This is a genomic window from Pseudomonas sp. LBUM1645, from assembly GCF_059716185.1.
Genome location: NZ_CP166811.1, coordinates 6,811,402 through 6,831,649 on the forward strand (window position 1 = coordinate 6,811,402; position 20,248 = coordinate 6,831,649).

The 20,248-nt window shown below is 59.2% G+C and carries 23 protein-coding genes and 1 other RNA gene; 11 read left to right on the plus strand and 13 right to left on the minus strand.

Features of this window, described 5'->3' with window-relative positions:
• Positions 1-87: 87 nt before the first annotated feature.
• The 4 genes from ACA079_RS31070 to ACA079_RS31085 form a co-directional block, all read right to left on the minus strand.
• Positions 88-1,305 (minus strand): 2-octaprenyl-3-methyl-6-methoxy-1,4-benzoquinol hydroxylase, encoded by a 1,218-nt coding sequence (locus ACA079_RS31070; protein WP_497704402.1) that lies wholly within the window; start codon positions 1,303-1,305, stop codon positions 88-90.
• 67 nt (positions 1,306-1,372) lie between these two features.
• Positions 1,373-2,560 (minus strand): 2-octaprenyl-6-methoxyphenyl hydroxylase, encoded by a 1,188-nt coding sequence (gene ubiH / locus ACA079_RS31075; protein WP_033060622.1) that lies wholly within the window; start codon positions 2,558-2,560, stop codon positions 1,373-1,375.
• Entirely contained in the window at positions 2,557-3,891 is a 1,335-nt protein-coding gene (gene pepP, locus ACA079_RS31080; protein ID WP_497702013.1) for a Xaa-Pro aminopeptidase, read from the minus strand. The genes ubiH and pepP overlap by 4 nt, the downstream gene beginning before the upstream one ends.
• A gap of 27 nt (positions 3,892-3,918) precedes the next feature.
• Entirely contained in the window at positions 3,919-4,479 is a 561-nt protein-coding gene (locus ACA079_RS31085) for a YecA/YgfB family protein (RefSeq protein WP_129440143.1), read from the minus strand.
• A 128-nt stretch (positions 4,480-4,607) separates the two neighbouring features.
• Between ACA079_RS31085 and ACA079_RS31090 the strand changes: the two genes are divergently transcribed.
• The 4 genes from ACA079_RS31090 (at position 4,608) to ACA079_RS31105 (ending at position 6,041) form a co-directional block, all read left to right on the plus strand.
• Complete coding sequence (locus ACA079_RS31090) at positions 4,608-4,817, plus strand: TIGR02449 family protein (RefSeq protein ID WP_007982902.1); 210 nt, start codon at positions 4,608-4,610, stop codon at positions 4,815-4,817.
• Positions 4,814-5,131 (plus strand): cell division protein ZapA, encoded by a 318-nt coding sequence (locus tag ACA079_RS31095; protein ID WP_007942435.1) that lies wholly within the window; start codon positions 4,814-4,816, stop codon positions 5,129-5,131. The genes ACA079_RS31090 and ACA079_RS31095 overlap by 4 nt, the downstream gene beginning before the upstream one ends.
• A gap of 30 nt (positions 5,132-5,161) precedes the next feature.
• Positions 5,162-5,340, plus strand: a non-coding RNA gene (gene ssrS, locus ACA079_RS31100) — 6S RNA.
• Between the two features lie 86 nt (positions 5,341-5,426).
• Positions 5,427-6,041, plus strand: a complete 615-nt coding sequence (locus ACA079_RS31105; protein ID WP_497702014.1) for a 5-formyltetrahydrofolate cyclo-ligase — start codon at positions 5,427-5,429, stop codon at positions 6,039-6,041.
• A 107-nt stretch (positions 6,042-6,148) separates the two neighbouring features.
• Here ACA079_RS31105 and ACA079_RS31110 read toward each other — a convergent pair whose 3' ends face one another.
• Complete coding sequence (locus ACA079_RS31110) at positions 6,149-6,301, minus strand: hypothetical protein (RefSeq protein WP_415772141.1); 153 nt, start codon at positions 6,299-6,301, stop codon at positions 6,149-6,151.
• 201 nt (positions 6,302-6,502) lie between these two features.
• Between ACA079_RS31110 and ACA079_RS31115 the strand changes: the two genes are divergently transcribed.
• Complete coding sequence (locus tag ACA079_RS31115; RefSeq protein ID WP_497702015.1) at positions 6,503-6,952, plus strand: EVE domain-containing protein; 450 nt, start codon at positions 6,503-6,505, stop codon at positions 6,950-6,952.
• A gap of 116 nt (positions 6,953-7,068) precedes the next feature.
• On the opposite strand, the gene ACA079_RS31120 is transcribed toward ACA079_RS31115, so the two are convergent.
• On the minus strand, positions 7,069-7,476 hold the full coding sequence (locus ACA079_RS31120; RefSeq protein ID WP_033060630.1) for a flagellar basal body-associated protein FliL: 408 nt from the start codon (positions 7,474-7,476) through the stop codon (positions 7,069-7,071).
• 150 nt (positions 7,477-7,626) lie between these two features.
• Between ACA079_RS31120 and ACA079_RS31125 the strand changes: the two genes are divergently transcribed.
• Entirely contained in the window at positions 7,627-8,604 is a 978-nt protein-coding gene (locus ACA079_RS31125) for an NADPH:quinone oxidoreductase family protein (protein ID WP_008150352.1), read from the plus strand.
• A 61-nt stretch (positions 8,605-8,665) separates the two neighbouring features.
• Here the strand turns inward: ACA079_RS31125 and ACA079_RS31130 are convergent, their stop codons facing one another.
• Positions 8,666-9,280 carry an energy transducer TonB gene (locus ACA079_RS31130; RefSeq protein WP_497702016.1) on the minus strand — a complete coding sequence of 205 codons (615 nt, stop codon included), beginning with the start codon at positions 9,278-9,280 and terminating at the stop codon, positions 8,666-8,668.
• Between the two features lie 327 nt (positions 9,281-9,607).
• Here ACA079_RS31130 and glpT point away from each other — a divergent pair, with 327 nt between their 5' ends.
• On the plus strand, positions 9,608-10,957 hold the full coding sequence (gene glpT / locus ACA079_RS31135) for a glycerol-3-phosphate transporter (RefSeq protein WP_497702017.1): 1,350 nt from the start codon (positions 9,608-9,610) through the stop codon (positions 10,955-10,957).
• Here the strand turns inward: glpT and ACA079_RS31140 are convergent.
• From ACA079_RS31140 to ACA079_RS31165, 6 genes are all read right to left on the minus strand, one after another.
• A complete protein-coding gene (locus tag ACA079_RS31140; protein WP_129440131.1) occupies positions 10,933-11,601 on the minus strand; it encodes a gamma-glutamylcyclotransferase in 669 nt (222 codons plus the stop codon). The two genes, glpT and ACA079_RS31140, sit on opposite strands and share 25 nt — an antisense overlap.
• Before the next feature lie 208 nt (positions 11,602-11,809).
• Positions 11,810-12,778, minus strand: coding sequence for a CDP-6-deoxy-delta-3,4-glucoseen reductase (locus ACA079_RS31145; RefSeq protein ID WP_497702018.1), 969 nt, complete (start codon positions 12,776-12,778; stop codon positions 11,810-11,812).
• Positions 12,778-14,244, minus strand: a complete 1,467-nt coding sequence (ubiD, locus tag ACA079_RS31150; protein ID WP_007899385.1) for a 4-hydroxy-3-polyprenylbenzoate decarboxylase — start codon at positions 14,242-14,244, stop codon at positions 12,778-12,780. Before ubiD ends, ACA079_RS31145 begins: the two co-directional genes overlap by 1 nt.
• A gap of 139 nt (positions 14,245-14,383) precedes the next feature.
• The gene (rho, locus tag ACA079_RS31155; protein ID WP_007942421.1) at positions 14,384-15,643 is read right to left on the minus strand and encodes a transcription termination factor Rho; all 1,260 of its coding nucleotides are present in this window, start codon (positions 15,641-15,643) and stop codon (positions 14,384-14,386) included.
• 248 nt (positions 15,644-15,891) lie between these two features.
• Positions 15,892-16,221 (minus strand): thioredoxin TrxA, encoded by a 330-nt coding sequence (gene trxA, locus ACA079_RS31160; protein WP_008150340.1) that lies wholly within the window; start codon positions 16,219-16,221, stop codon positions 15,892-15,894.
• Positions 16,222-16,341: 120 nt separating this feature from the next.
• Positions 16,342-17,049, minus strand: coding sequence for a FadR/GntR family transcriptional regulator (locus tag ACA079_RS31165; RefSeq protein WP_129440123.1), 708 nt, complete (start codon positions 17,047-17,049; stop codon positions 16,342-16,344).
• 256 nt (positions 17,050-17,305) lie between these two features.
• On the opposite strand from ACA079_RS31165, the gene ACA079_RS31170 reads away from it, so the two are divergent.
• The 4 genes from ACA079_RS31170 to ACA079_RS31185 are packed head-to-tail and all read left to right on the plus strand — an operon-like array spanning position 17,306 to position 20,167.
• The gene (locus ACA079_RS31170; protein WP_497702019.1) at positions 17,306-18,091 is read left to right on the plus strand and encodes a transporter substrate-binding domain-containing protein; all 786 of its coding nucleotides are present in this window, start codon (positions 17,306-17,308) and stop codon (positions 18,089-18,091) included.
• A gap of 36 nt (positions 18,092-18,127) precedes the next feature.
• Entirely contained in the window at positions 18,128-18,796 is a 669-nt protein-coding gene (locus ACA079_RS31175; RefSeq protein ID WP_046053786.1) for an amino acid ABC transporter permease, read from the plus strand.
• Entirely contained in the window at positions 18,793-19,443 is a 651-nt protein-coding gene (locus ACA079_RS31180) for an amino acid ABC transporter permease (protein WP_033060645.1), read from the plus strand. The genes ACA079_RS31175 and ACA079_RS31180 overlap by 4 nt, the downstream gene beginning before the upstream one ends.
• On the plus strand, positions 19,430-20,167 hold the full coding sequence (locus ACA079_RS31185; protein ID WP_046053788.1) for an amino acid ABC transporter ATP-binding protein: 738 nt from the start codon (positions 19,430-19,432) through the stop codon (positions 20,165-20,167). Before ACA079_RS31180 ends, ACA079_RS31185 begins: the two co-directional genes overlap by 14 nt.
• Positions 20,168-20,248: the final 81 nt, after the last annotated feature.

The following is a 20,248-nucleotide window of genomic DNA, read 5'->3' on the forward strand; positions in this document are numbered from 1 at the left end:
TCGCTCCCACAGGGGATCTTCAGTGTTCACAAAACCAATGTGGGAGCGAGCTTGCTCGCGATGGGGCCATCAGCCACGCAGAAAATCTCAGGCCTTGGCGAGTGCCGGCAGATCCCCGGTCAATCCCAGCGCCTCACGCACGAACAACGACTTGGCTTCAGGCATTTGATCGACCATCTTCAACCCGGCATTGCGCAACCAACGCACCGGCAACGGATCAGCCTGGAACAGACGTTCAAAACCCTCCATCGCCGCCATCAACGCCAGGTTGTGGGGCATGCGTCGACGTTCGTAACGGCTGAGCACTTTCACATCCGCCAGACGCTCGCCACGCGTGGCCGCTTGCAACAGCACTTCGGCCAGCACGGCGGCATCGAGGAAACCGAGGTTCACGCCCTGCCCGGCCAATGGGTGAATGGTGTGCGCCGCATCACCGATCAACGCCAAACCTTCAGCCACATAACGCTTGGCATGACGCTGCCGCAACGGCACGCACAGACGCGGGTCGGCGCTGAGCACGGTGCCCAGTCGGCCTTCGAAGGCCCGCTCCAGCTCTTTGCAGAAACCTTCGTCGTCCAGCGCCATCAGGCGTTCGGCTTCGCTCGGGGTAGTCGACCAGACGATCGAACACCAATCCTGCTGACCGTCACGCTCCAACGGCAGAAACGCCAGCGGACCGTTATCGGTGAAACGCTGCCAGGCAGTCATTTGATGAGATTTGGCGCTGCGCACGCTGGTGACGATCGCGTGGTGCATGTAGTCCCACTCGCGCGTTGCCATGCCGGTCAGACGCCGAACGGCGGAATTAGCGCCATCCGCTGCGATCACCAAAGGTGCGCGCAAGGTGCGGCCATCGGCCAGGGTCAGCAGCCAGTCATCACCGGAGCGACGCATTTGCTCCAGGCGAGCGTTGGCCAACATTCCGAGGTCGCAGTCGTGCAAACGGTCGAGCAAGGCGTCCTGAACCACGCGGTTCTCGACGATATGCCCCAACACGTCGGCATGCACACTGGCCGCCGAAAAATGGATTTGCCCGGTGCCGCTGCCGTCCCAGACGTGCATGTCGGTGTAGGGGCTGCTGCGCCGATTGGCGATGCCGTCCCAGACGCCCAGACGATCAAGAATCCGCTGGCTGGCAATCGATAAGGCGCTCACTCGCGGTTCGAACGAAGCCTGGACATCGAAGGGTTTGACGCTCAGGGGGCTGCCGTCCAGCAGCAGGACTTCCAGCCCGCTGTCCTGCAACGCCAGCGCCAGGGCGCTGCCGACCATTCCGGCCCCGACAATCAGCAGATCTGCGCGCATTTCCATGCTTTAAGCCTGTCTCGCTTGCGGCTTGAGGCCGCATATAAAGGGATTTTCCGACCGCCACTCAAGCATCGGGACGCGTACCCAAACCCATGGCCTGCCGGGCGAACCAGCGTTTGGCTGGCGGCAGCAGATCGAGACCGAGCAGACCGATGTTGCGGCCCAGGGAAACCAGCGGTTGGGTGCTGCCGAACAAACGGGTGACCTGATCGGAGAAGCCCACGGTCAGGTTCTGATCCAGACGCTGACGCTCGCGGTAAGCCTGCAAGGTCGCAAAGTCGCCGGGAGATGTTTCGCTGGCCAACAACGCATCGGCCAGCGCTTGAGCATCACGCAAAGACAGGTTGAAACCTTGCCCTGCAATCGGGTGCAAGCTGTGGGCAGCATTGCCGAGAATCGCCAGATGCGGACGCACCTGCTCTTCGGCCTCGATCAATGTCAGCGGGTACAAATGCCGCGCACCAACCTGCTTCAAAGTGCCGAGGCGATAACCGAACACGCCTTGCAACTCGCTGAGGAAGCTCTTTTCATCGAGGGCCGCGAGCCGTTGCGCGTCCATCCCCAATCGGGTCCAGACCAGTGCGCAGCGGTTTTCCGGCAACGGCAACAAGGCCATCGGCCCGTCATCGGTGAAACGCTCGAAGGCCATGCCGTTGTGCGCTTCACTCGGCGTGATGTTGGCAATCAACGCGCTCTGGTTATACGGGCGCTTTTTGATGCCGATCCCCAATTGCTCGCGCAGGCCGGAACGGCCGCCATCAGCCAGCACCGCAAGATCGCATTCCAGCGTGGTTTCGTCGTTGAGGGTCAGGCGATAGCCATCGATCAGCGGCTCCATGCGCGTGACTTCCGCCGGGCAACGCCAGCTGATCACGTCCTTGTCCAGACCTTGCCAGAGGCATTGGCCGAGCCAGGCGTTTTCCACCACATAACCCAGCGCCGGAACGCCCTCTTCCATCGCCGACAATCGCGCGGTGGAGAAGCGCCCACGGTCGGACACATGAATTTGCTTGATTGGCTCGGCGCGGCGGGAGATTTCCTGCCACACGCCCAACCGTTGATAAATCTGCTTGGCACCGTAGGACAACGCCGAAGAGCGGGCGTCGTAGCTCGGTTGATAAGTATCGCCGGGGGCGAACGGTTCGATCAGCACGATCTTCCAGCCACGAGCCTTGGCTCCGGCCTGCAGTGCCAACGCCAGGCTGGCGCCGACCAAACCGCCACCGATGATTGCCAGATTGACTCGACTCATGCCGCTTGTGTCCGCGCGGCGGCCATCAAGGCCTCGATCTCGGCGACCGTTTTCGGCACGCCTTTGGTCAGGATTTCACAGCCGGTTTTGGTGACCACTACGTCATCCTCGATTCGTACGCCAATGCCGCGCCATTTCTTCGCCACATTCTGGTTGCCCGGGGCAATGTAGATGCCCGGTTCCACGGTCAGCGCCATGCCGACTTCCAGCACGCGCCATTCGCCGCCGACCTTGTATTCGCCGACATCATGCACATCCATGCCCAGCCAGTGGCCGGCGCGGTGCATGTAAAACGCTTTATAGGCTTCGCTGGCGATCAACTCGTCGACGTCGCCCTGCAACAGGCCCAACTTCACCAGACCGGTGGTAATCACCCGGACTGTGGCTTCGTGGGCCTGATTCCAGTGTTTATTCGGGGCAATTTCGGCAAACGCGGCTTCTTGCGACGCCAGCACCAGCTCGTAGATCGCCTTCTGTTCCGCTGAATACTTGCCATTGACCGGCCAGGTGCGGGTGATGTCGCTGGCGTAGCAGTCGATCTCGCAACCGGCATCGATCAATACCAGATCGCCGTCCTTGAGCACCGCGTCATTCTGCTGGTAATGCAGGATGCAGCTGTTGCGCCCAGCGGCGACTATCGAACCGTAGGCCGGCATTTTCGCCCCGCCCTTGCGGAACTCGTAGTCGAGCTCGGCTTCGAGGCTGAACTCATGCAGCCCGACTCGACTGGCCTGCATCGCGCGGATATGCGCCTGGGCGGAAATCCGTGCGGCTTCGCGCATCACCTTCACTTCTGCCGCCGATTTATACAGGCGCATGTCGTGAAGCAGATGATCCAGGGCAACGAATTCGTTCGGCGGCTGGGCGCCGAGGTGCGCTTTAGAGCGGATCACGTTGATCCAGTCCATCAGGTGCCGGTCGAATTCCGGGTTGCTGCCCATGGCTGAATACACCCGGTCGCGACCTTCGATCAGGCCCGGCAAAATGTCGTCGATGTCGGTGATGGGGAAGGCGTCGTCGGCGCCAAAGTCGCGAATCGCGCCTTCCTGCCCGGCGCGCAAGCCGTCCCACAACTCCCGTTCGGCATTGCGTTCACGGCAGAACAGTATGTATTCGCCATGTAAACGCCCAGGCATCAAAACGATGACCGCCTGAGGCTCGGGAAAACCGCTGAGGTACTGGAAGTCGCTGTCTTGACGGTAGACGTGCTCGACGTCGCGGTTGCGGATCGCAACGGCGGCGGCGGGCAGGATGGCGATGCTGTTGGGTTCCATCTGCGCCATCAGGGCCTTGCGGCGACGGCTGTATTCCGATTTCGGGATATGAATCATGGGCAGATGGCTTTCCCTGGCACGCGATTAATGCAACGACGGTTTGGCGGCAGCCGGCGCGTCCGGCTTTTTGGTTTCGGTGAACAGCAGCAGCGGCGCGACGCGCAGGTACTCCATCACTTCCATGTAATCGCTTTCGCCGTCGTCGGACTCTTCCAGGGCGTCTTGCACCTGTGAAATAGCCGCCAGATCCTGAAGTACTTCGGTGGCCTCGGTGCTCAGCATGCTGCTGTCACGGCAGTTCAGGCCGAAACCGCTGAGGAAACCCTGGCACCATTGACCCAGTGCGGCGGCGCGGTCGGCCAGCGGCTCGTCATCGGTCGGCAGCAGCAGAACGACGGTCACGTCGTCGCCGGTGAGCTCGCCCTTGACCATCTCCTGCAAGCCGATCAAGGCGTTGCGGACATTATCCTGCGGCTCGCTTTCGAGCAGCTCGGCGGCATCAATCAGCCAACCTTCGGCATCGAAACCGGCACCGGCGCAACTGCGTCCGAGCAATAGGCCATGCAGTTCGGCAGGCGAGGCATTATGACCGCTGGAAGTCAGCAGTTTGGCGAAGGCTTGGTACGGGGAATTCTGAATGGGCATGGGCAGCTAGGCGCCAGACGGCGCTATGTCTAGAATGAAGGCCTTGTATCCTACATCGACAGACTCGCCAAGACTATTAAAGGCTGTCCGCCAGCTATCACCCATCTGACACAATTTCAGTGGACACAATGGAAGACACCGACCTGCAAGCGCTAATGGCCAGACTCGAATTGCTAATTACCCGCGTCGAGCAACTAAAGAGTCAAAACGGACTCCTATTAGCTCAGGAAAAGACCTGGCGCGAGGAACGCGCTCACCTCATTGAAAAGAACGAAATCGCTCGGCGTAAGGTCGAATCAATGATTTCGCGCCTCAAGGCCCTGGAGCAAGACTCATGAGTTCAAGCAATAGCGTTACCGTGCAGATCCTCGATAAAGAATATTCGATCATCTGCCCCCAGGAAGAGCGCAGCAACCTGGTGAGCGCCGCCCGTTACCTGGACGGCAAGATGCGCGAAATCCGCAGCAGCGGCAAAGTCATCGGCGCCGATCGTATCGCCGTGATGGCCGCCCTGAACATCACGCACGATCTTCTTCACAAGGAAGAACGCCCGGATGTGCAGGCCAGCGGCTCGACCCGCGAGCAGGTTCGCGACCTGCTGGATCGCGTCGATCTGGTGCTCGCAACCGATCCGGACGTCACCAAGGGCTGAAACGCGAAACCGCTTGGGGTATACTCGCATCACTCCCTGGGGTGCTTGCCAGTTGGCGATGTCCCTGAGCCGATTTGCTATACCCTGGAGGTTGCACGTTGGGCTGGTGTGCATGTCCGCTAGACGGAAAGCCTTAAAGCCTACTGCATCTTCCACCTTGAACTTTCGGGTTCAAGGGCTAAGTTGACAGCGGTACATCCGGGGAGCCTGATTCCAGTCCGATGCCGGTTTAAATACCGGCATCGGCTTTTTTACGGGTACGCTTTATGTACCCGCACTGCCGAAGCCCGAATTCATGACCGAACCTGCGCTGCTGCCCCGCCCGCAACTTCGACGCATGCTGCGCAAGGCCCGCCGCGCACTGACACCCAGTCAGCAACGCCAGGCCGCTCGCGGGCTATACACGCAATTGGCTCAGCACCCGCTGTTTCGCCGCGCAAAACATATCTCTCTGTATCTGCCCACTGACGGTGAAATCGACCCGCGTGTTTTGCTGCGTGCCGCTCAGCGTCGAGGCAAGGCAACGTATCTGCCGGTGCTCAGCGCCTGGCCACGAACCAAAATGGTGTTCCAGCGAATTCGCCCCGGCGAAAAACTCAAACCCAACCGCTTTCGTATTCTCGAACCCCGGCACAACCTCGCCCGACAACGCAAAGTCTGGGCGCTAGATCTGGTGCTGTTGCCATTGGTCGGGTTTGACGATGTCGGCGGACGACTGGGCATGGGCGGTGGTTTCTATGATCGAAGCCTGGCGTACCTGGCACGACGTAAAAACTGGCGCAAGCCGACGCTATTGGGGCTGGCCCATGAATGTCAGAAGGTCGAACGATTGGCTCAAGCGAGCTGGGATGTGCCGTTACAGGGAACGGTGACAGACAAGGCGCGGTATTTCGCAGGTTCCGCACTGTAGGAGCAAAGCTTGCTCGCGATAGCGGCTTTCAGGCACACGGATGTTGAATGTGACGCCGTCATCGCGAGCAAGCTTTGCTCCTACGGGTGCGGCGTCCGAAGACAGGTTCAGCGCTTGAAGGCCGTCGGCTGTTGTTGCTGCGCGATTTCGATCGGAGCGTCAGTCTTGTTGCTCCACAGGCTTTGGGCATAGCCGGTGGTCACGACGCCGAGGCCGAACAAAATAACCAAAATCCATAGTAAATCCGGTTTGCGTTTCATCGATTGCCCCCCAAAGGCACATCAACACGATGACAGCAGCGGTTTCCGTTGTAGGTGTAGGCCGTGCAGCAGCGTCAAGCTTAGAAGGCCGGCATTTTGCGACAACGTGAACCGACACGCAAACGCTGGCGTCAACCGACCGTCGGTTTGTCATAAAATCCCCCGACAACTTGCCCACCCACTTCGCAAGGAGCAAAAACCATGGCTTATTGGCTAATGAAATCCGAGCCCGACGAGCTCTCGATCAAGGGCCTGGAGACGCTTGGCAAAGCGCGCTGGGATGGGGTTCGCAACTATCAGGCGCGTAATTTTCTGCGGGCCATGGCCGTGGGCGACGAATTTTTCTTCTATCACTCCAGCTGCCCCGAACCGGGGATCGCCGGGATCGGAAAGATCGTCGAAGCCGCGTATCCGGACCCGACAGCGCTGGAGCCGGAGAGTCATTACTACGATCCGAAAGCCACGGCAGAGAAAAACGCCTGGAGCGCGATCGATGTCGCGCATGTCGAGACGTTTCCCAAAGTGCTTAAGCTGGATTATCTGAAACAGCAGACGGTGCTGGCCGAGATGCCGCTGGTGCAGAAAGGCTCGCGACTGTCGGTGATGCCGGTGACGGCTGAGCAGTGGGCGGCGGTGATTGCGCTACGTTGAAATGTTTTTTGAATGGGCGCGGCTTGCTGGTGGGCTTTTGTAGGAGCACGGCTTGCCGGCGATGGCGGCCTTGAGGGCGCTATCGCGAGCAAGCTTTGCTCCTACAGGATCCAGCATTACTGGATGATCAGGTTGTTGAACAACAGATCCTCAACCACCGGCTTGCCGGTTTCGTCGTTCATGATTTGCTGGGTCTGCTTCAGGGCTTCCTGACGCAGCTTTTCCTTGGCCTCGACGTTGTTCATCGCTTCAGTGGTCTGCTGGGCAAACAACGCCACCAGTTGATTACGAATCAACGGCTCATTGGCTTTCACCAGTTTGGTCGCCTCATCACCGGTCACTCGCAACGCCACATCGGCCTTGTAGACCTTGAGCTTCGGCGTCCCGTCCAGCCCGTAGTTGCCCACGAACGGCGGGCTCAGGGTGATGTAATTGACCTTCGGAGCTGCACCTTCTTTGGCTTCTTCGGCCATCGCTGCCACAGGCAGAGACAGGGCCAGCAACAACATGATCCACGCTTTCACAATTCGCTCCTTATCCGGTTTGCGGCCTAGCATAACGACCCGCCGCTCAAGCACAAGCTTATGGCTGACTATCAGGGCCGGGCATGCTCGTTGACCCATCGACTCACACACCTACACTTATCGGCCATCACTCCCAAAGGAATAGCCCTGATGAAAGCCGTGCTGTGCAAAGCCTTCGGCCCTGCCGAATCGCTGGTGCTGGAAGACGTCGCCAGTCCTGTCGCGAAGAAGAATGAAATCCTGCTGGACGTGCACGCCGCCGGGGTGAATTTCCCGGACACGTTGATCATCGAGGGCAAATATCAGTTCAAGCCGCCCTTCCCGTTTTCCCCGGGCGGCGAAGCGGCTGGCGTGGTCAGCGAAGTAGGCGAAAAGGTCAGCCACCTCAAGGTCGGCGATCGGGTCATGGCGCTGACCGGCTGGGGCAGTTTCGCCGAACAGGTCGCGGTGCCGGGCTATAACGTGTTGCCAATCCCGCCATCGATGGACTTCAACACCGCCGCCGCGTTCAGCATGACTTATGGCACTTCGATGCACGCGCTCAAGCAACGGGGCAACCTGCAACCGGGTGAAACCTTGCTGGTGCTGGGTGCTTCTGGCGGTGTCGGCCTGGCAGCGGTGGAAATCGGCAAAGCCATGGGCGCCCGCGTGATCGCCGCCGCCAGCAGCGCCGAAAAACTCGCGGTGGCCAAAGCTGCCGGTGCCGATGAGCTGATCAACTACAGCGAAACCAGCCTCAAGGACGAAATCAAGCGCCTGACCGACGGCCAGGGTGCCGACGTGATCTACGATCCGGTCGGTGGCGATCTGTTCGACCAGGCCATCCGCGCCATCGCGTGGAACGGCCGTCTGCTGGTGGTGGGTTTCGCCAGCGGTCGTATCCCTGAATTGCCGGTTAACCTCGCCTTGCTTAAAGGTGCAGCGGTGGTGGGTGTGTTCTGGGGCTCGTTTGCCCAGCGCCAGCCTCAAGACAACGCGGCAAACTTCCAGCAATTGTTTGGCTGGTTTGCCGAAGGCAAGTTGAAGCCGTTGGTGTCGCAGGTGTATCCACTGAGCAATGCGGCGCAGGCGATCAATGATCTTGGCCAGCGCAAAGCGGTCGGGAAAGTGGTGGTTCAGGTTCGCTGAGCCCAATAAAGCGGTCTGGACTTCAAATGAAGTTGTTCAGACCGCTTTTTATTGTCCGGGACTAAAGCAACTTCCTGATTTCCTCCGGCAGCAAACTCATGTACTTGCGGACAGGGCTACTCCGGCACTCCCTGACAATGATTGGCACACGTTTATTCAGGTTGGCAATCCATGCCAGACGCGTCTCGCTCGGCAACTGAGTCACGTGAAACACGTTCGACAGATAAGCACGAGTGTAATCAAACACTTTTGAATCAACCCACGCGTACTCCGGATAATCGACCAACGCCTCATTGAGGTCACGACATCTCAACTGTTTGAGCCACTGGTTGGTGTGTATGGGCGTGTCCAGATCCAGTCTAAAAACCATCGGCGCAATCACTTCCTGTTCGGCGGGTTTATCGCCATCTACCGTCCACGGTTTAAAGCGCCACTGCGCTATCGCCTTCCGGGTCGCCTCGGCCAGATCAGGATGGTCGCTTTGCAAAATACTCACATTGCTGACCGAGCCATCGGCATTGGCAGTAAACCTGACCCGAACTTCACCCGTTATGCCGGCCCTGAAAAGCGCCCTGGGGTAAATCGGCTTGGGATTGTTTTCCGGTATCAGAAACACTTCCTCGGCCCGAACACCGACCGACACAACCAACAAAAGCACACACGCCAACCACCGCATAACCCCTCCCCTTAGCAACTGAAATGCCAAAGCTGGCAGCTGCGTAAAGGTTAAGGCTCGACGACTGGGAACAGAACGCCACGACTTCCCATTCAAACGAAGGACATTTCCCAAAGTCTCGTCCTACCCTGGACCGAAATGCGGCACGTAGACCTGCAAGTAACGTTTCCCACAACGCCCTACATTTATACCTGAGCGACATGTTCATAAAAGAACATGCAATCTCCAGCATTTCCGCTATTTGGCCGATGCGAACCGGTGCTATTTTCGGTAACGAAACTGTAACATTCGCATCCGCAGTCAAAACAAGAAATCTGGAGCTCTTGAATGTTTGCTTTCTTTCGTCCTGCCGCACATCAGGCTCCATTGCCTGAAGAAAAAATAGACAGCACCTACCGACGCCATCGCTGGCAGATCTTCGCCGGGATTTTTATCGGCTACGCCGGCTATTACCTGCTGCGCAAAAACTTCTCCCTGGCCATGCCCTATCTGATCGAAGAGGGCTATACCCGCGGTGAGCTGGGCCTGGCGCTGTCGGCCATCGCCATTGCCTACGGCCTGTCCAAGTTCCTGATGGGCATCGTGTCCGACCGTTCCAATCCGCGTTTCTTCCTGCCCTTCGGCCTGTTGGTATCGGCCGGTGTGATGTTCATTTTCGGCTTCGCGCCCTGGGCGACGTCCAGCGTGACCATCATGTTCATCCTGCTCTTTATCAATGGCTGGGCTCAGGGCATGGGCTGGCCACCGAGTGGGCGGACGATGGTGCACTGGTGGTCGCAGAAGGAACGCGGTGGCGTAGTGTCCTTGTGGAACGTGGCGCATAACGTCGGTGGCGGCCTGATCGGCCCGTTGTTCCTGCTCGGTATGGGCCTGTTCAATGACTGGCATGCAGCGTTTTATGTGCCGGCTGCAGTAGCCATGGCCGTCGCGGTGTTTGCTTTCGCCACCATGCGCGACACCCCGCAATCGGTGGGCCTGCCGCCCATCGAGAAGTACAAGAACGACTACCCGGAAGGCTACGACGCCAGCCACGAAGAAGAATTCAGCGCCAAGGAAATCTTCGTCAAATACGTGCTGCGCAACAAAATGCTCTGGTACATCGCCCTGGCCAACGTCTTCGTCTACCTGTTGCGCTACGGCGTGCTGGACTGGGCACCGACCTACCTCAAGGAAGCCAAGGGCTTCACCGTGGATAAAACCTCGTGGGCCTACTTCTTCTACGAATGGGCAGGTATTCCGGGCACGCTGCTATGCGGCTGGATGTCGGACAAGATCTTCCGTGGCAACCGTGGCCTGACCGGCATGGTGTTCATGGCTTTGGTGACCGTGGCGACCCTGGTGTACTGGCTCAACCCGGCCGGCAACCCGACTGTCGACATGATCGCGCTCGTCTCGATCGGCTTCCTGATTTACGGCCCGGTGATGCTGATCGGCCTGCAAGCGCTGGAATTGGCACCGAAGAAAGCCGCCGGTACGGCAGCGGGCTTCACGGGTCTGTTCGGTTATCTGGGTGGTTCGGTCGCGGCCAGTGCAGCGATGGGCTACACCGTGGACCACTTCGGCTGGGACGGCGGTTTCGTGCTGCTGATCGGCGCATGCTTCCTGGCGATGGCCTTCCTTGCGCCGACGCTGTGGCACAAACAAGTCGCCAGTCAGAGTCGCGAAGCAATCGCCTGATCGGCCTTTGATTTGCAGCGCTTGAGCCGCGCCTCCAGATTCCGGTCTGGCATGGCGTGGCTACGCAGGGCGTGGGCGGTCTGCTCGACATAATCGCGAGTCGTGCCGTAACGCCCGCAAGCGTTTTCGAACACGTGGCTCAGCACGTGATCCGGCAAGTTGCCCGCATAGCTGGGCAGATGCCGCTCCAATACAAACCCCAACGCCTGAACCTGACTTCCGTCTTCAAGACGGCAGTTGAGCCAGTGTGGGCGATAGGACGGGAATGGCATTTCGCGCTGCCAAAGTGCGTAAAGGGATGCTTCAAGTTGCTCTTCAGGCAAGCGATAGGCGAAGCCGCTGCAAGAACCACCGCGATCCAGGCCGAATACCAGCCCAGGCACTTCGGGTGTGCCGCGATGTTCGTGGGACCACAAATACAAACCGCGATGGTAGCCATGCACACGACCACGCACTCGCTCCACCGCTGCGCATTCAGGACGCCAGATCAGCGAACCGTAAGCGAACAGCCACACCGGCCCGCCCTTGTGGCGCGCCATCGTCGACTGCATTGAGCTGAGCAATTGTTCGTGCGTGAGCTGCGGCCCCAGATCGAGCCGCGGAGGGTAAGCCAGATTCAAAAAAGCAGATTCAATGGCGCTCATGGCGATTAGCGTTCAGCTCCCCGCGGGTGAAGAATTACTTAATAGAACGCACCGCTGTAACAATAAGGCACATATGTTTTAAGGCAATTTAAGTGCCATGGCACAGCTCTTAAATATTTGCCTGGATGACATATAACCTACCGGCATTTATATAATTTTATAAATACCGATCGGCTATATAGGGAGTTATAACGATTAAGAGCGGGGATCAAGATCGCGGAGCGTATGCAAATACATCCGCACGCATTTGATGCGCGTCCATCCCGGCTTCGACCAAAGCATCCAGTGTGCCGTAGACCATGGCCGGAGAGCCGCTGGCGTAGACATGCAAGGCTTTCAGATCCGGGAAGTCCTCACACACAGCCTCATGCAGCATCCCGCAGCGCCCCTGCCAGCCGCATTGATCACTGACGACTTTATGCAGGAATAGATTGGGCAGCTTCAGCCACTCATCCCAATGTTCGATCTCGTAAAAGTCTTCAGGACGACGCACGCCCCAATACAGGTGCACCGGATGTTTGAAGCCCGTAGCACGGCAATGTTCGATCAGGCTATGGATCTGGCCCATGCCGGTACCCGCGGCGATCAGCACCAGCGGACCGTCCGGCAACTCAGCCAGATGGGTGTCGCCGAACGGCATTTCGATCCGCACCATCGGGTTGCGTTGCAACTGGTCGATCAGGCTCAGCGCACTGCTTTCGCGCGCCAGCACATGGATTTCCAGATCACGCCCGCCATGCGGTGCCGAGGCCAGGGAGAACGCGGACTTCTCGCCACTCTCGCGCTCGATCATCAAGTACTGACCGGCGTGATAACGCGGTGGCTTGCCGGCCGGTGCTCGCAGACGCACACGCCAGGTATCGCCGCCGACGTCCCTGCATTCAATGACCTGACACGACAAGCTGCGCACCGGCAATTCTCCCAGCGCGAGCACGCCATCCCACAGCACGATGCAGTCTTCCAGCGGCTCTGCTATGCAAGTGTAGAACTCGCCATGGTCGCGCACACCGCCTTCCTGTTCGACTCGCCCTTCCACCAGCAGTGCGGCGCACACGTGGCAATTGCCGTTTCGACAGCTTTGCGGGCATTCATAGCCCAGACGCCGCGCGCCATCAAGAATCCGCTCGCCGGGCAGAATCTGTAGCACTGCTCCGGAGGGCTGCAAGGTTACACGCATCAATCTATTCCTAACTGATTCCAGATGGCATCGATCCGCTGGGTAACGGCTTCGTCCTTGACGATCACCCGGCCCCACTCGCGAGTGGTTTCGCCTGGCCATTTATGCGTGGCATCGAGTCCCATCTTCGAACCCAGGCCGGAAACCGGCGAGGCGAAGTCCAGGTAATCGATCGGCGTGTTGTCGATCATCACCGTGTCGCGCTTGGGGTCCATGCGCGTGGTGATGGCCCAGATCACGTCGTTCCAGTCGCGTGCGTTGATGTCGTCATCAGTGACGATAACGAACTTGGTGTACATGAACTGTCGCAAAAACGACCAGACACCCAGCATTACCCGCTTGGCATGGCCGGGATACGACTTCTTCATGGTCACGATGGCCATGCGGTACGAGCAGCCTTCGGGTGGCAGATAGAAGTCGGTGATCTCCGGGAACTGCTTCTGCAGGATCGGCACGAACACTTCGTTCAGCGCCACGCCGAGAATTGCCGGCTCATCCGGCGGACGGCCGGTGTAGGTGCTGTGGTAAATCGGTTTGATGCGATGGGTGATGCGCTCTACGGTGAACACCGGGAAGCTGTCGACTTCGTTGTAGTAACCGGTGTGGTCGCCGTACGGACCTTCGTCGGCCATCTCGCCCGGATGGATCACCCCTTCAAGAATGATCTCGGCGGTCGCCGGCACCTGCAGGTCGTTGCCACGACACTTCACCAGCTCGGTGCGGTTGCCGCGCAACAGGCCGGCGAAAGCGTATTCGGAAAGGCTGTCCGGCACAGGAGTCACCGCGCCAAGAATGGTCGCCGGGTCAGCACCCAGCGCCACGGACACCGGGAACGGCTGGCCAGGATGCTTCTCGCACCACTCGCGGTAATCCAGCGCGCCGCCACGGTGACTGAGCCAGCGCATGATGACCTTGTTGCGGCCGATCACTTGTTGACGGTAGATGCCGAGGTTCTGGCGATCCTTGTTCGGGCCTTTGGTGACGGTCAGGCCCCAGGTGATCAGCGGGCCAACGTCGCCCGGCCAGCAGGTCTGCACCGGCAGCATCGCGAGATCGACGTCGTCGCCTTCGATGACCACTTCCTGGCAGACCGCGTCTTTGACCACCTTCGGTGCCATGGCGATGATCTTGCGGAAGATCGGCAGCTTGGACCAGGCGTCTTTCAGGCCTTTCGGCGGCTCGGGCTCCTTGAGGAACGCCAGCAGCTTGCCGATCTCGCGCAACTCGCTGACCGCTTCTGCGCCCATGCCCAGCGCCACGCGCTCAGGGGTGCCGAACAGATTGCCGAGCACCGGAATGTCATAACCCGTAGGGTTTTCGAAAAGCAGGGCCGGACCTTTGGCACGCAAGGTGCGGTCGCAGACCTCGGTCATTTCGAGCACTGGGGACACCGGAACCTGGATGCGCTTGAGTTCGCCGCGCTTTTCCAGGCCGCTGATAAAGTCGCGCAAGTCGCGATACTGCATGCGTGAGCCTCGTGTTGGCCGTGCCGTTCGGGGGTGGCAGTTTAGCGCCGAACCCCTCTATTCAGAACCACGAACTGCCGGTTCATCAAAAATCAGATAGCAAAAAGCCGGGTTTCCCCGGCTTTTTGGCCCGTTCGACTTACTTGCGTTTCATCGACAGGAAGAACTCATCGTTGGTCTTGGTCGTTTTCAGCTTGTCGACCAGGAACTCGATGGCAGCGATTTCGTCCATCGGGTGCAGCAGCTTGCGAAGGATCCACATGCGTTGCAACTCGTCGTCGGCTGTCAGCAACTCTTCGCGGCGGGTACCGGAACGGTTGATGTTGATGGCCGGGAAGACGCGTTTTTCGGCGATACGACGATCCAGCGGCAGTTCCATGTTGCCCGTGCCTTTGAATTCTTCGTAGATCACTTCGTCCATCTTCGAGCCGGTTTCAACCAGCGCGGTGGCGATGATGGTCAGCGAACCGCCTTCTTCGATGTTCCGCGCAGCGCCGAAGAAACGTTTCGGTTTCTCCAGGGCGTGGGCATCGACACCACCGGTGAGTACTTTGCCGGAGCTCGGGATCACGGTGTTGTAGGCGCGAGCCAGACGGGTGATGGAGTCGAGCAGGATCACCACGTCCTTCTTGTGTTCGACCAGGCGCTTGGCCTTCTCGATCACCATTTCGGCAACCTGCACGTGGCGGGTTGGCGGCTCGTCGAACGTCGAGGCAACCACTTCGCCGCGCACGGTGCGCTGCATTTCGGTCACTTCTTCCGGACGTTCGTCGATCAGCAATACGATCAGATGAACTTCAGGATTGTTACGAGCGATGTTCGCTGCGATGTTCTGCAGCATGATCGTTTTACCGGCTTTCGGCGGTGCAACGATCAGACCGCGCTGGCCTTTGCCGATCGGGGCGCACAGGTCGATGACACGACCGGTCAAGTCTTCGGTGGAACCGTTGCCGGCTTCCATCTTCATGCGCACGGTCGGGAACAGCGGGGTCAGGTTCTCGAAGAGAATCTTGTTTTTCGCGTTCTCGGGACGATCGTAGTTGATCGTGTCGACCTTGAGCAGCGCGAAATAACGCTCGCCTTCCTTTGGAGGACGGATCTTGCCAACGATGGTGTCACCGGTGCGCAAGTTGAAGCGACGGATCTGACTCGGCGAGACGTAGATATCGTCTGGGCCGGCGAGATAGGAAGCGTCAGCGGAGCGAAGGAAGCCGAAGCCGTCCTGGAGAATCTCCAGCACGCCATCACCGGAGATTTCCTCGCCGCTTTTAGCGTGCTTTTTGAGCAGGGAGAAAATCACGTCCTGCTTGCGCGAACGGGCCATATTTTCTATGCCCATCTGTTCGGCCAATTCGAGCAGTTCGGTAATCGGCTTTTGCTTGAGTTCAGTCAGATTCATATAGGAATGACGTAATCATTTATGGAGGGGGGGAAATTAAGCTTTTGGCTTAATGAGGCCGCGCCGCAGAGAAGGCGACAGGATCGCGTACTTATTCGAAAAGGAGTGCGTCGGCGACGGCTAGCAGGGGGCAGTGGAGAAACCAGTGCGGGGCCGAATGTACCACCTGAGTTTCGGAGCGTCTAGCCCTCAATAACGAAAAGGCCCCGCAATGTGCGGGGCCTTTTTGATGACGCTTTAAACGACGCTTAGATGTTGGCGTCGAGGAAGGCAGCCAGTTGCGACTTCGACAGTGCGCCGACCTTGGTCGCTTCAACGTTGCCGTTTTTGAACAGCATCAGAGTCGGGATACCACGCACGCCGTGCTTGGCCGGGGTTTCCTGGTTTTCGTCGATGTTCAGTTTGGCAACGGTCAGCTTGCCTTTGTACGTTTCAGCAATTTCGTCCAGAACAGGAGCGATCATTTTGCAAGGGCCGCACCATTCAGCCCAGTAGTCGACCAGTACAGCGCCTTCGGCCTTGAGGACGTCGACGTCGAAGCTAGCGTCGGTGACGTGTTTAATAAGATCGCTGCTCATGGAAGTCTCCAGGTTGTAAGCAAAAAAACGTGGCCCATCATAGCTGCCCTTCCCTCGTTCAGGAAGGTGCAGATGATTGAGTCTCGCTATGGTGCCGCATGAGTTTGGGTATAGCCCAAGTCACGAGGTGGCGGGAGCGACGAAGGCAATTCCGGTGCGCAGTGCCGCGTTACGCACATGTTCGTGCATGGCCTTCTGCGCTGCGCCGGACGCCCGACGGGCCAGTGCGCGGAGGATTTTGCGGTGTTCCTGCCAGGTTTCCATCGCCCGTTCCGCCCGGATGAACGGTAGTTTCTGGCTCTCTAGAAAGATGTCGGCGCTGGCCGTCAGGATGCTGAGCATCGCCTGATTGCCGCTCGCCAGCAGGATGCGCCGGTGAAACTCGAAATCCAGTCGCGCCGCGGCCTCGAAGTCGCCGGCCTTCAATTCGATGCGCATGGCGGCGACGTTATCTTCCAGGGCATCAAGCTCGTGAGTACTCAGGGTTACCGCGGCCAAACCGGCGGCAAAGCCTTCCAGGGCATAGCGCAACTGGAAGATATCGAGCGGCGAGGCTTGCGCCGCAAATGGCCAACTCAGCCCCGCATCACCTCGCGGCAACTCAACCGGCGACTGCACGAACACGCCTTTGCCCGGCTGGATGCTGATCACTCCCAACGCACTCAATGACGACAACGCTTCGCGCAGCGACGCCCGACTGACCCCCAATTGCACCGCCAAATCCCGTTGCGAGGGCAAGGCATCCCCCGGCCCGAAACCCTGCTCGGTGATCAGTTTGCGGATGGCTTGCAACGCCACTTCAGGTACGGCTCGGGAGATCGAGTTCATGGTTTTTCAGAGAAACCGGGCTAATGAGCGGCTAGTTGTAAAGCTATTCGCGACGCCCGGCAAGTCGTGCCCCATGGGGGCTCGGTGAATTCCGGTGATGCGCTATCGGGGTGCGAAACCGCGCCTGACTGTTCAGACCAGTAAGACCGAGTGATACCAGTAAAACCGTGGCCTTGCGCCCCCAAAACCCGATATTGGCACGGCCCATGCTCTGTCGATCCGCAGAATTCACTTCTCGCCGATTCGGAGATTTGCCATGACCCAGCGTTACAGCGCCCTCCTCGCCGCCCTGTTTGCCAGCCTGATGCTGAGCCAGGCGCCCGCCCACGCCGACGGTCTGGAGGATGTGGTCAAGCGCGGCGTCCTCAAGGTTGCCGTGCCTCAGGACTTCCCGCCCTTCGGCTCGGTCGGCCCGGACATGAAACCGCGCGGCCTCGATATCGACACCGCCAAGCTGCTGGCCGACCAACTCAAGGTCAAACTCGAGCTGACGCCGGTCAACAGCACCAACCGCATTCCGTTTCTGACCACCGGCAAGGTCGATCTGGTGATCTCCAGCCTCGGCAAGAACCCCGAGCGCGAGAAGGTCATCGACTTCTCCCGTGCCTACGCGCCGTTCTACCTCGCCGTATTCGGCCCGCCAGACGCCAGTATCAAAAGCCTGGGCGACCTCAAGGGCAAAACCATCAGCGTCACCCGTGGCGCCATCGAAGACATCGAGCTGACCAAAGTCGCGCCCGAAGGCGTGACCATCAAGCGCTTCGAAGACAACAACTCGACCATCGCCGCATACCTCGCCGGACAAGTTGATCTGATCGCCAGCGGCAACGTGGTGATGGTGACCATCAGCGAGCGCAACCCGAAACGCATTCCGGCGCTGAAAGTGAAGCTCAAGGATTCGCCGGTCTACGTCGGCGTGAACAAAAACGAGCCGGCGCTGCTGGACAAGGTCAACCAGATCCTCGCCACCGCCAAGACCGACGGCGCGCTGGAGAAGAACTCCCGGACCTGGCTCAAAGAGCCGCTGCCGGCCGATCTCTGATCGTCGTGCGACGCCGTTTAAAAAAGGAGCCTAAACATGGCTTATCAGTTCGATTTCATACCGGTGGTGCAAAACACCGACCTGCTGCTGCGCGGTGCGCTGTTCACCCTTGAACTGACGGCCATCGGCGCGGTGCTCGGGGTGGGTCTGGGCATCGTCGGGGCGTTGGTGCGGGCGTGGAACATCCGTCCGTTCGCCGGCATTTTTGGGGTCTACGTCGAGTTGATCCGCAATACGCCGTTTCTGGTGCAGTTGTTTTTCATCTTCTTCGGCCTGCCGTCACTGGGCGTGCAGATTTCCGAGTGGCAGGCGGCGGTGCTGGCGATGGTGATCAACCTGGGCGCCTATTCCACCGAGATCATCCGCGCCGGCATCCAGGCAATCCCTCGAGGCCAGCTGGAAGCCGCCGCCGCGTTGGCGATGACCCGTTTCGAAGCCTTCCGCCACGTGGTCCTGCTACCGGCGCTGGGCAAGGTTTGGCCGGCATTGAGCAGCCAGATCATCATCGTGATGCTGGGTTCGGCGGTCTGCTCGCAGATCGCCACCGAAGAGCTGAGCTTCGCCGCCAACTTCATTCAGTCGCGCAACTTCCGCGCCTTTGAAACCTACGCGCTGACCACACTGCTCTACCTGTGCATGGCGCTGCTGATCCGCCAGCTGCTGAACTGGATTGGCCGCCGCTTTGTCGCAAGGAGCAGCCAATGAGCGATTTCACATTCTGGGACGTCGTACGCAACCTGCTCACAGGCCTGCAATGGACCCTCGCGCTGTCGCTGGTGGCATTTATCGGTGGCGGACTGATCGGCTTGCTGATCATGGTCATGCGCATCTCGAAAAAATCCCTGCCGCGCAGCTTTGCCCGCACCTATATCGAACTGTTCCAGGGCACGCCGCTGTTGATGCAGCTGTTTCTGGTGTTCTTCGGTGTGGCGTTGGCCGGGGTGGAGATTTCGCCGTGGATGGCGGCGGCGATTGCCCTGACGCTGTTCACCAGCGCCTACCTGGCGGAGATCTGGCGCGGTTGCGTCGAATCGATTCCCAACGGCCAGTGGGAAGCTTCATCAAGCCTGGCGCTCAATCCTCTGGAGCAACTGCGCTACGTGATCCTGCCGCAAGCGCTGCGCATCGCCGTAGCACCGACCGTGGGCTTCTCCGTGCAGGTGGTCAAAGGCACCGCCGTCACCTCAATCATCGGCTTCACCGAACTGACCAAGACCGGCGGCATGCTCGCCAACGCAACCTTCGAACCGTTCATGGTCTACGGCCTCGTGGCCCTTGGTTACTTCCTGCTCTGCTACCCCTTGTCCCTCAGTGCTCGCTACCTGGAAAGGAGACTGCATGCCTCTGCTTAGAATTTCGGCCCTGCATAAATATTACGGCGACCACCATGTACTCAAAGGCATCGACCTGAGTGTCGAGGAAGGCCAGGTGGTGGCGATCATCGGCCGCAGCGGCTCTGGCAAATCCACATTGCTGCGCACCCTTAATGGTCTGGAATCGATCAACGACGGCGTGATTGAAGTCGACGGCGACTACCTCGACGCCGCCCGTGCCGATCTGCGCAGCTTGCGGCAGAAAGTCGGAATGGTGTTTCAGCAGTTCAACCTGTTCCCGCACCTGACGGTCGGCGAGAACGTGATGCTCGCGCCGCAGGTAGTGCAGAAAGTGCCGAAAGCCAAAGCGGCCGAGCTGGCGCGGGAGATGCTGGAGCGGGTCGGGCTGGGGGAGAAATTCGATGCCTTCCCGGATCGGTTATCTGGCGGGCAGCAACAGCGGGTGGCCATAGCCCGGGCGCTGGCGATGTCGCCGAAGGTCTTGCTGTGCGATGAGATTACCTCGGCGCTGGACCCGGAATTGGTCAATGAAGTGCTGAGCGTGGTTCGGCAACTGGCCAAGGAAGGGATGACGTTGATTATGGTCACCCATGAGATGCGTTTTGCCCGGGAGGTTGGGGATAAGTTGGTGTTCATGCATCAGGGCAAGGTGCATGAGGTCGGGGATCCGAAGGTGTTGTTTGCCAATCCGCAAACGGCGGAGCTGGCGAATTTCATTGGCACGGTAGAAGCGGCCGGCTGATAGATCTTCAGTGCCCGTGAGGCCGTCATCGCGAGCAAGCTCGCTCCCACAGGGTTCTGTGTTGCCCTCAATCCTTTGGTC

Bases quoted from the DNA above. Each gene is read 5' to 3' on its own strand.
- ACA079_RS31070 (WP_497704402.1), bottom strand. From the start codon at position 1,305: ATGCGCGCAGATCTGCTGATTGTCGGGGCCGGAATGGTCGGCAGCGCC.
- ACA079_RS31140 (WP_129440131.1), bottom strand. From the start codon at position 11,601: ATGAGCGCCATTGAATCTGCTTTTTTGAATCTGGCTTACCCTCCGCGG.
- ACA079_RS31105 (WP_497702014.1), top strand. From the start codon at position 5,427: ATGACCGAACCTGCGCTGCTGCCCCGCCCGCAACTTCGACGCATGCTG.
- ACA079_RS31185 (WP_046053788.1), top strand. From the start codon at position 19,430: ATGCCTCTGCTTAGAATTTCGGCCCTGCATAAATATTACGGCGACCAC.
- glpT (WP_497702017.1), top strand. From the start codon at position 9,608: ATGTTTGCTTTCTTTCGTCCTGCCGCACATCAGGCTCCATTGCCTGAA.
- ACA079_RS31175 (WP_046053786.1), top strand. From the start codon at position 18,128: ATGGCTTATCAGTTCGATTTCATACCGGTGGTGCAAAACACCGACCTG.
- ACA079_RS31180 (WP_033060645.1), top strand. From the start codon at position 18,793: ATGAGCGATTTCACATTCTGGGACGTCGTACGCAACCTGCTCACAGGC.
- ACA079_RS31165 (WP_129440123.1), bottom strand. From the start codon at position 17,049: ATGAACTCGATCTCCCGAGCCGTACCTGAAGTGGCGTTGCAAGCCATC.
- ACA079_RS31090 (WP_007982902.1), top strand. From the start codon at position 4,608: ATGGAAGACACCGACCTGCAAGCGCTAATGGCCAGACTCGAATTGCTA.
- ACA079_RS31145 (WP_497702018.1), bottom strand. From the start codon at position 12,778: ATGCGTGTAACCTTGCAGCCCTCCGGAGCAGTGCTACAGATTCTGCCC.
- rho (WP_007942421.1), bottom strand. From the start codon at position 15,643: ATGAATCTGACTGAACTCAAGCAAAAGCCGATTACCGAACTGCTCGAA.
- ubiD (WP_007899385.1), bottom strand. From the start codon at position 14,244: ATGCAGTATCGCGACTTGCGCGACTTTATCAGCGGCCTGGAAAAGCGC.
- ACA079_RS31085 (WP_129440143.1), bottom strand. From the start codon at position 4,479: ATGCCCATTCAGAATTCCCCGTACCAAGCCTTCGCCAAACTGCTGACT.
- ubiH (WP_033060622.1), bottom strand. From the start codon at position 2,560: ATGAGTCGAGTCAATCTGGCAATCATCGGTGGCGGTTTGGTCGGCGCC.
- pepP (WP_497702013.1), bottom strand. From the start codon at position 3,891: ATGATTCATATCCCGAAATCGGAATACAGCCGTCGCCGCAAGGCCCTG.
- ACA079_RS31170 (WP_497702019.1), top strand. From the start codon at position 17,306: ATGACCCAGCGTTACAGCGCCCTCCTCGCCGCCCTGTTTGCCAGCCTG.
- ACA079_RS31125 (WP_008150352.1), top strand. From the start codon at position 7,627: ATGAAAGCCGTGCTGTGCAAAGCCTTCGGCCCTGCCGAATCGCTGGTG.
- ACA079_RS31130 (WP_497702016.1), bottom strand. From the start codon at position 9,280: ATGCGGTGGTTGGCGTGTGTGCTTTTGTTGGTTGTGTCGGTCGGTGTT.
- ACA079_RS31115 (WP_497702015.1), top strand. From the start codon at position 6,503: ATGGCTTATTGGCTAATGAAATCCGAGCCCGACGAGCTCTCGATCAAG.
- ACA079_RS31095 (WP_007942435.1), top strand. From the start codon at position 4,814: ATGAGTTCAAGCAATAGCGTTACCGTGCAGATCCTCGATAAAGAATAT.
- trxA (WP_008150340.1), bottom strand. From the start codon at position 16,221: ATGAGCAGCGATCTTATTAAACACGTCACCGACGCTAGCTTCGACGTC.
- ACA079_RS31110 (WP_415772141.1), bottom strand. From the start codon at position 6,301: ATGAAACGCAAACCGGATTTACTATGGATTTTGGTTATTTTGTTCGGC.